General features: G+C 50.9%; 8 protein-coding genes. All 8 read left to right on the top strand.

Features of this window, described 5'->3' with window-relative positions:
- Nucleotides 1–129: 129 nt before the first annotated feature.
- The 8 genes from CF651_RS20535 to tsaD all read left to right on the top strand — a co-directional run bounded on the left by CF651_RS20535 (nucleotide 130) and on the right by tsaD (nucleotide 8,739).
- The gene (locus CF651_RS20535; RefSeq protein WP_094016744.1) at nucleotides 130–363 is read left to right on the top strand and encodes a hypothetical protein; all 234 of its coding nucleotides are present in this window, start codon (nucleotides 130–132) and stop codon (nucleotides 361–363) included.
- Between the two features lie 24 nt (nucleotides 364–387).
- The gene (locus CF651_RS20540) at nucleotides 388–570 is read left to right on the top strand and encodes an H-type small acid-soluble spore protein (RefSeq protein ID WP_094016745.1); all 183 of its coding nucleotides are present in this window, start codon (nucleotides 388–390) and stop codon (nucleotides 568–570) included.
- A gap of 264 nt (nucleotides 571–834) precedes the next feature.
- Nucleotides 835–4,566 (top strand): fibronectin type III domain-containing protein, encoded by a 3,732-nt coding sequence (locus tag CF651_RS20545; protein WP_094016746.1) that lies wholly within the window; start codon nucleotides 835–837, stop codon nucleotides 4,564–4,566.
- A gap of 198 nt (nucleotides 4,567–4,764) precedes the next feature.
- Nucleotides 4,765–5,793 (top strand): thiamine-phosphate kinase, encoded by a 1,029-nt coding sequence (gene thiL / locus CF651_RS20550; RefSeq protein ID WP_245856069.1) that lies wholly within the window; start codon nucleotides 4,765–4,767, stop codon nucleotides 5,791–5,793.
- Nucleotides 5,794–5,817: 24 nt separating this feature from the next.
- Nucleotides 5,818–6,303 (top strand): tRNA (adenosine(37)-N6)-threonylcarbamoyltransferase complex ATPase subunit type 1 TsaE, encoded by a 486-nt coding sequence (tsaE, locus tag CF651_RS20555; RefSeq protein ID WP_094016748.1) that lies wholly within the window; start codon nucleotides 5,818–5,820, stop codon nucleotides 6,301–6,303.
- Nucleotides 6,300–7,151 (top strand): tRNA (adenosine(37)-N6)-threonylcarbamoyltransferase complex dimerization subunit type 1 TsaB, encoded by an 852-nt coding sequence (gene tsaB, locus CF651_RS20560; protein WP_094016749.1) that lies wholly within the window; start codon nucleotides 6,300–6,302, stop codon nucleotides 7,149–7,151. The genes tsaE and tsaB overlap by 4 nt, the downstream gene beginning before the upstream one ends.
- A gap of 41 nt (nucleotides 7,152–7,192) precedes the next feature.
- Nucleotides 7,193–7,711 (top strand): ribosomal protein S18-alanine N-acetyltransferase, encoded by a 519-nt coding sequence (gene rimI, locus CF651_RS20565; protein WP_094016750.1) that lies wholly within the window; start codon nucleotides 7,193–7,195, stop codon nucleotides 7,709–7,711.
- Nucleotides 7,712–7,713: 2 nt separating this feature from the next.
- Nucleotides 7,714–8,739: a tRNA (adenosine(37)-N6)-threonylcarbamoyltransferase complex transferase subunit TsaD gene (gene tsaD, locus CF651_RS20570; RefSeq protein WP_094016751.1), complete on the top strand. Its 1,026-nt coding sequence runs from the start codon at nucleotides 7,714–7,716 to the stop codon at nucleotides 8,737–8,739.
- Nucleotides 8,740–9,190: the final 451 nt, after the last annotated feature.

Genomic DNA, 9,190 nt, shown 5'->3' on the forward strand with positions numbered 1-9,190 from the left:
AGTATCTCCTGCATAGAGAACACCTATGAATGATGAATGACATAGGCCACCATCGGGACATGATAACTGTAAAGTGATGCATCTCATGCATGAATCTTTATTTTCAATACTCAGGAGGAGATTCAGATAATGACGAACAACCGCTCTGTACCTGCCACATCAGGTGCGACTGGCAATTTAACTGAAGCCGCCGCTGACAATGCGGTCACGGATGCGACCCACCAAGGCCGCGATGATTACTTCATGGACATCGATCGTATGGTCAATGAGGGCTTGGGCGGAGGCAACGTCACGATCAATAACGGATTGATTGAAGAGACGACAACCGATACGATGAGACATCCGGAATCGGTTCAGGAATAATTTAGCGGCAGGAGGGTAAACGTGATGAAGGTATTTCGAGCTCAAGAAATTTTGCAATCGGAAGCTAAAATAGATGTCGAGCTCAACGGGGTTTCCGTTTGGATCGACAGTGTGGATGCGGACCAGCAAACCGCCAAAGTACATGTAGAGCATCAGCCGGCCGACGCCCGGGTTGTGGCCGTAGAAGAGCTGCAAGAAGTGTTGTAACCAACATTACCATTATGTCCATGACCTGGAGCTGTTAAGCCTGCCAAGCTTAAAAAGCCGGGTTTTTTTGTTTATGACAAAGGAATGATAGAAATGGGTAAAAAAGACAAATTCGAATATATTTTATCAAGCCTTGATCACGTACAATTTCATGTTAGATACAACTTGTTCATTATATTAAGCGCTTACAAATCGGGTGGAGGAGGCTATAGGGGATTACGCATTTCCGATGGTTTAACTTGAAAAGGAAGGTGTCGTTAGACGATGAAAAGGAAGAGAAGATTTTCTGTACTGCTTGCCATGCTCCTTGCCTGCAGCGGCTTGGTTGAAGTTCCTTCGGTTCCACTGCCGGTTGCTGCGGCAGCGAGCACCCTTGAAGCTCCGGTGAATGTAAGGGTTCCCGCACTGGCCTATGATGAATCCAGCATCACCTTGGTTTGGGAGAAGCCAATCCAATATTCCTCGATTATAGACTATAAGGTTTATATGAACGGGCAATTTATTGGAAACGCTAACACCAATACAACAGAGCTTTCTCCCGCCAAAAAATACATAGATAAATTTTACAGCACAGAGGACACGCAAAATAAGTACGTCAAAGTAACAATGCACAATTTCACTGCCACGAATCTGCAGCCGGACACAACCTACTCGTTTACAGTCCGTTCTGTCGACGCAGCGGGCAATGAGTCTGCCGATAGCGAAACGGTGATCCAGGCCACAACATCTGTACAGCAAGTATTCAATATTGTTGATTATGGAGCGGTGTCTGGAGGGACGGTTGTCAATACAACGGCTATCCAGAACGCCATCGATGCAGCGTCACCGGGGAGCAAGGTGCTGGTGCCGGCAGGAGTTTTCAAGACGGGAGCGATTTGGCTGAAAAGCGATATGACGCTTGAAGTCGCCGAAGGCGCCACATTGCTGGGTTCAGAGAACGCCAATGATTATGCCTACAATTATATGCTCTATAATTACACGAATGTTCCGCGCTTTTATTCCTTGATTAATGCCCATACGTACGATTACGGCAGTATTCGCAATATTCGGATTGTGGGAAAAGGAACGATTGACGGAAACGGGTGGAAGCCGCCGACCGGCACCAATGACGGTGATTTTCCCATTCAGTTCGGAAGCAGCTCCTCTAACGTTGGAACGTATGGAGTTTTAGCCAAGGCTCAGAAGCTGAAGGCGATGGAGCTAGGCTTGACAGACGAAGCGGATGCCTACTCAACCCGTTCCAATCTGATCACGCTGCGCGGCGTGGATAACGTTTATTATGGCGGCTTTACCGCTTTGAATCCTTCCAACCACACACTGGTTAATTTGAATTCCAATCATGTTACGGTCAATGGTGTGAAGCTGCTGACTTACGATGATAACAATGCGGATGGCATTGAATTTGCACATGGGGACGGCATTACCGTATTCAATACGGTGTTCGATACCGGGGATGACTGCATGAATTTTGCGGCTGGACAAGGCGCACAAGGGCAGAAGGAAGAGTCCACCCGAAATGCCTGGATTTTCAATAACTATTTCCGTGAGGGCCATGGTGCGGTTGTGACCGGGAGCCATACGGCTGCCTGGATCGAAAATATTTTGGCGGAGGACAATGTGATGTTCCACACGGATATTGGCCTGCGTGCCAAAACGAATACGCCAACCGGCGGTGGAGCCCGCAATATTGTTTTCCGGGATAGCGCGATGAAAGATATAACAAATCAGGCTTTTATTTTCTCATCGGCCTATTCGGATGCCAACGCCGTTATCGAGTATGAGCCAGCTCCGGCGCCATCCCAATTTAAACATATTACCATTAAAAATATTTCCGTAGATACGGTCGGGAAGGAAATCATTAATGTAGCTGGTGTAGATGGAGGGTTTCACGAAGACATTCATTTCGAGGACGTGACCTTTTACAATATAGCCAACAATACAAAAACACCTGCCAATATGAACTACCTGCGAAACAGCTCGTTCAAAAACGTAAAAATCAACGGATTGGCGGTGCCTTGGAAAACAATTACCAATTCAACGGGGCTTATTTTCTCCGATACGACGATGGATTCCGTTTCTAATGATGCATCGGTCGCACCGGCTTGGCCGGGCGGAAGCCAGCTTCACGCAACCGTGACGGATTCTACTTATGTGACACTCGGCTGGACGGCTGCAACCGACAATGTAAAAGTAGGCAGCTATAAAATTATGAATGGAAGTACAACTGTGGCAACCGTAGCGGGAACGACATTAAGCTATAAGGTTACAGGCCTTTCCCCCGCACAAGTCTACAACTTCAAGGTTGAAGCTGCGGATGCCACAGGGAATTGGACCACAACGGGGCCGTCTCTAACGACAGCTACGACCGGCACTGTAGATACGGTTGCACCTGCAGCACCCGCCGGGCTTAACCTGATCAAGATTACGGACGGTACAGTACCGAATACGACGTGGTTGAACATTACCTGGACGGCGGCGACGGATACTTACGGTATTCATCATTATAATATTTACCAAAACGGAAGCGAGGTTGGTGCTGTAGCCGGTACGGTAACGAAATACAATGCGACGGGTCTTGACTTTGCCACAGACTATACGTACGAGGTTGAGGCTGTAGATGGTGCCGGCAACCGTACGAAGTATCCAGGCTCTTTGACGGTGAAAACAGCCGCCGCGTATGATACAGGCGTTCCGAAGTGGCCGGCAAGGAGTGCTTTGACGGCGAGCCAAATGACAACAACTGCCGTGCAGCTGAGCTGGCCTGCGGCAACAGACGATTTGCACGTGGCCGGGTACAGGCTGTATCAAAACGATAAGCCGCTGGAAGGGGCGGTTAAATTTACACCCGTTAATGCGGCCCATACGGTAACTGGAACGACTTACAGCATCTCAGGCCTGTCTCCAGGCACGACCTACACCTTTAAAGTAGAGGCTGGAGATGATGTGAATAAATGGACAGGGACGGGACCGAGCTTGACGATCACAACGGCAAGCTTGGATACTGCCGCCCCAACTTGGTCCGCTGGCAGTGCGCTGACGGTGAGTGAACCGACGGCGAGCAGCGTAAAATTAAGCTGGGATGCAGCAGCGGATAACGTAGCCGTCAACGGCTACAAGGTTTACAAGGGTGCGGAGCTTATGGCCGATCTTCCGTCAACGGCGTTGTCCTATACCGTGACAGGCTTATCGAGCGCAACGACCTATACGTTCAAGGTAGAAGCGGGCGATGCGTCGGGGAACTGGAGTGTGGATGGTCCGAGTGCCCAGGCCACGACGCTGTATAAAAAGAAAGACTCCAAGGGCAGCAGCAATTCAACTTCTGTGGTTCCAACTCCGATGCCAATACCATCCTCACCGCCATCACCAACGCCGGCACCAGGAACAGGTCCGATTCAAACACCAGGGACAACGCCAGCGGAAGAAGGAATGACACCGGTGCCCGGAAGAGCGAAGTTCGAGGATGTAAAAGGGAACTTCTCATGGGCCCAGCAAGCGATTGAAACGCTCGCAGCTCATGGCGTTATTCAGGGGGTGACTGAAAAGACCTTTGAACCTCATAAAAATATAACTCGTGCCGAGTTTATAACGTTGCTTGTTCGTGTGCTGCATCTGCAAAGTGATTTTTCTGCCAACTATAGCGACGTGCAATCAACGGACTACTATTATGAAGCCTTGGGAATCACGCGGCAGCTGGGAATTACGGATGGAGTTGGCGATAATATGTTTCATCCTGGAGAGGAAATATCCAGGCAAGATATGATGGTCATGTGTGCCAGAGCTCTCCAGGCAACTCATAAGCTTGAGGGGAAAGGCAATAGTTCAGACTTGTCCAAGTACAGCGACTATGGACACATAGCCCCCTATGCCGCAGAAAGTGTGGCGGCTCTGGTGCATGAAGGCCTTGTTGAAGGCGATGGGCAACAATTAAAGCCGAAGGCCTATACGACGAGAGCGGAAACGGCAGCTATTATTTATCGTATTTATAGCAAACACTAACTCAATCCGGCGGTATATATGAAGCGCCCCTGTTTATTGGCTATGACCGAATGGTTATCCAAAGAGCGGGGGCATTTTTTGCTATTGAGGGAATCATTCTGCTTCTATCCTCGGTGACCGCAACCCGTCCCTCCGTTATTGCTACCAATCATGGAGAGGGATATAATAGGGAGAATACGATTCGGAGGCGGAGTCAAGTTGAGTTTTTTGGATGAATTTGAATGGATTAAGCGGCTGACCAAGGATAAGCAGTCTATTGCCGTGCAGCAGGCCTGCGGAGTCCAAACCGGAATCGGCGACGATGCGGCGGTAGCTTATATGTCCTCGGGGCATCAGCTGGTGATGACCTGCGATACGATGACGGAAGAGATTCATTTCAAAAGCATCACCATGCGCGATAAGGACATCGGTTACAAAGCAATGGCTGCTGCTGTAAGCGATATTGCAGCGATGGGTGCCATGCCCCGGTATGCCTTGGTGTCGATCAGCTTTCCTAGGCATGCCGATCCGCTTCGCATCGAAGCCATTTATGAGGGTCTGTATGAGTGTGCCAACCGCTGGAGCGTCATGATTGTTGGAGGAGATACGACGTCTTCCGTGAATGGGATGACCATCTCCGTTACGGTCATTGGCGAAGTGCAGGCGGGTAAAGCGCTCTTGCGGTCTGCAGCCAAGCACGGAGATATCGTTTTCGTCACGGGCGAATTGGGCTGTTCAGCCGCAGGTCTGGACTTTTTGCTTCGGCAAGAGCTGCCGTCCGGTCAATGGGGGCACAGCGGCAAGCCGGAGATCGAACGGCTGATTCAAGCACACGGACGTCCGGATCCGCAGATTGAAGCGGGATTACTGCTGCAGAGCTCTGGCGTATGCCATGCCTTGAATGATGTAAGCGATGGCCTGGCAAGTGAAGCTTGGGAGATCGCGGAAGCATCCGGCGTCGGCATTGATTTAATCGAAGACCGCATTCCTATTGCGGAGGAGCTAATGGCTTATGCGCAGGAGGTCGAGAAGGATCCTCTGGATTTCATCCTGTACGGGGGCGAGGATTACCAGCTGATCGGTACAATGCAAGCGGAGCATGCTGTAGACATGCAGATGAAATTCCGGGCCGCGGGACTTCAACTGTATATTATTGGCTATGTTAATATGGAGTCGGTTGGGGTGCGCCTGGTCCAGAGCAGCGGCTACGTTGTGCCGATTGAGAAGAAGGGGTACAATCATTTTTAAATTTGAAAAAGGGGGAGTCCGAATATGGTCGTTTCGGCCTCTTATGCATATAAGGCGTACAGCCTGGAGGATACCGTAAGGCTCGCAGCCTTATTAGCCCGTCATGCCGGGCCCGGGACAATTGTCACGCTGGACGGAGATTTGGGAGCGGGCAAGACGGCATTTTCCCAAGCATTTGCCAAGGCTTTGGGCGTCCGCGAAGTCGTCAGCAGTCCGACATTTACTATTATTAAGGAATACCAAGGGGAGCAGCTCCCTTTTTACCATATGGATGTGTATCGTTTGTCTATGGAGGAGGCAGATGAGTTAGGGCTGGAGGAGTACTTCTACGGAGAAGGTGTGACCTTGATCGAATGGTCCAGCTTAATTGAAGAACTGCTGCCTGAGGATCGTCTGGCCGTAACGATAGAACGGGCTGGAGAGCAGGAGCGATTGTTCCGCCTAACCCCCCATGGACAACCGTACGACCTCTGGTGCAGCCAATTAAAGGAGAACGGAAACGTACAATGACCACACAAAACAATTTATTGCAAGGCACCTTATTAGCGGTAGATACGTCAACCAGCCACATGTCGGTGGCATTGGCTCGCAGCGGTGCGGTGGCGGGGGAAATCAACTCCAACACCGAGAAGAACCATTCCATTCATTTACTGCCGAACATAAAGCAGCTGCTTGAATTCGCTGCGCTCCATCCGCGGGAGCTGAATGCATTTGCTGTCGGGGTTGGTCCAGGCTCTTATACCGGTGTCCGGATCGGGGTTACGGTAGCCAAAACCTTTGCTTGGACCCACGGTATCGCACTTATCCCCGTATCCAGCTTGGAGGCTATGGCTTTAGGAGGGCTGGAAGCGTACTATTTGCAGCAGGCCCCTCATGATTCCGGTGAAGGAAGCTCCTCTACTGCGCTTTCTCTGGTACAGCAGAAACCGGGAACCGCATGGGTCATCCCGATGATCGAAGCAAGAAGAGGGCAGGCTTTTACTGCACTCTACCAAGTAACGGACCATCGTTGGAGCTGCGTCGTTCCTGATGGCATCCGCCTGATGGCCTCCTGGACGGAACAATTGCTTGAACGTGCGCAATCCGAAGAGGACGTTCGACCGGAGCGCATTGTTTTTGTAGGCGAAACAAAGCTTCATAAGACAGTACTTCAATCCTTTTTTGACCGTTGGCATGGGGTAAGTGCTGACATTCCGCATGAACTGCGAGCTTCCCATCTTGCCGAGCTGGGTCTGCAGCTGTGGCAGGAAGGCCGTGTTGCCGAGCCGCACAGTCTGGTGCCGAACTACACGCAATTAACCGAGGCGGAAGCGAATCTGCTTGCGCAGCAAAAGGCTTCTCCTGCAAGCAAAGAATAGACAAGCTTCTGACCTTGAATACCGGAAGGAGGTCTGTTCAAATGGACCGCGGTGAATCTGTGCCAAAAGATATAGTGGATGCTTTGGAATTCCGTTCCATGCAGATGGAGGATATTCCGGCTATTTGTGATATTGAACAAGAGGCTTTTACAACCCCATGGACGGCAGGCGCTTTCCAGAATGAATTGACGAGCAATCAGTTTGCCCGTTATCTGGTGATGGAATTCAACGGACAAGTGATCGGGTATGGAGGCATGTGGCTGATTATGGAGGAGGCCCATATAACGAATGTGGCGGTAAGGAAAGGCTTCCGCGGCCAAAAGCTGGGCGAACGTTTAATGCGGGAGCTGCAAAAAACAGCCAGCTTCTTCGGCGCGCTTCGGATGACCTTGGAAGTCCGGGCCTCCAATTTCGTTGCGCAAAATTTATATGAAAAACTTGGCTTTTATTCCGTCGGAGTTCGCCGGGGTTATTATACGGATAATAGAGAAGACGCCATTATTATGTGGGTGGATTTACCCAAATATCAACATACTCTGAACGACCAAACAGGGGATTAATCATGAACAGCAAACCTATTAATATATTGGCTATTGAAACGAGCTGTGACGAGACGTCGGTAGCCATTGTGCAAAATGGGACGACCATTTTGGCGAATGTCGTTTCCAGTCAGATCGAAACTCATAAAAAGTTTGGCGGGGTCGTACCGGAAGTCGCTTCTCGCCAGCATGTGGAGAGCATTACGCTCATCATTGAAGAAGCATTCGCCCAGGCCCAAGTGAGACCGGCCGATCTGTCCGCTATCGCGGTAACCCAAGGCCCCGGTCTCGTAGGGGCGCTGCTGATCGGCATCGTCGCCGCCAAATCATTGGCTTATTTACTGGACCTGCCTCTCATTGGAGTACACCATATAGCAGGTCATATTTATGCCAACCAATTAGTTCACGAGTTGGAATACCCGTTGGTTTCGTTAGTTGTTTCGGGCGGGCATACGGAGCTTGTTTACTTGGAGGCGGAAGGCAGCTTCCGCATCATCGGGCAAACAAGGGATGACGCCGTCGGCGAGGCTTACGACAAAGTGGGGCGGGCCTTGAAGCTGCCATATCCCGGCGGCCCGCATATGGACCGGCTCGCACTCGCTGCGGAGGAGGGGGTAACCTTCCCCCGCGCCTGGCTGGAGCCGGATTCGTATGATTTCAGCTTTAGCGGGCTGAAATCGGCGGTGTTGGCCGCGTTGAACCAGGCCAACATGAAAGGCCTGTCGCTTGAGCCGCAGGCCGTGGCCAAGGGCTTCCAGGACTCCGTCATCGACGTCCTGACGGGAAAAGCAATGCGCGCCGTCCAGGAGTACGGCGCGAAGCAGCTGCTGTTGGCGGGCGGAGTCGCCGCCAACCAAGGGCTGCGGCAGCAGCTGGCTGTGCGTTGCACGGAGTCGGGCGTGCCGCTGCTTGCGCCTCCGCTCAGTCTCTGCACCGATAACGCTGCTATGATCGCAGCCGCTGCCTTCCTGAAGTGGCAGCGCGGACAGTTCTCGGCCTTGGATTTGACGGCCGACCCGCAGCTGAAGCTGGAAGGCTGGTCGGTTTAGCAGCTTTGGCTTATTGGCGGGTAAGCCTGCTGCTTAACGGAGTTGCACATCTTTGATGACCTCGATAAAGGTTTATCTGACCTAGTCGAATAAATAAGCTTCCGGGGTCATCGGATGTGAAAATTGTGTTTGGCGATAATACCAACCACAGAACGCGGTAGCTTATTTTGAAAGGACTCCATAAGGGTTTCTCCTAACCTCAAACTTTTTTGTCGAAAAAGCTTGCATTCTGTATCCGCTTCGTGATATATTACTCCTTGCCGCTTCGGAGGCAAGCAAATTTAGAGAAGAACGAAACACACTTCGAAAAAAACTTCTTGCAATCGAGTAGGCGAATGTGATATAGTATAAAAGTTGCTTTTGACGGATGTCGAAAGTTGACGAATGAGATTGCCCTTTGAAAACTGGCGCTTAAACAAATCTGACGCTGCCGCCGAACAAGGTGGTGTAA

The organism is Paenibacillus rigui (assembly GCF_002234615.1).
Taxonomy (GTDB): domain Bacteria; phylum Bacillota; class Bacilli; order Paenibacillales; family NBRC-103111; genus Paenibacillus_S; species Paenibacillus_S rigui.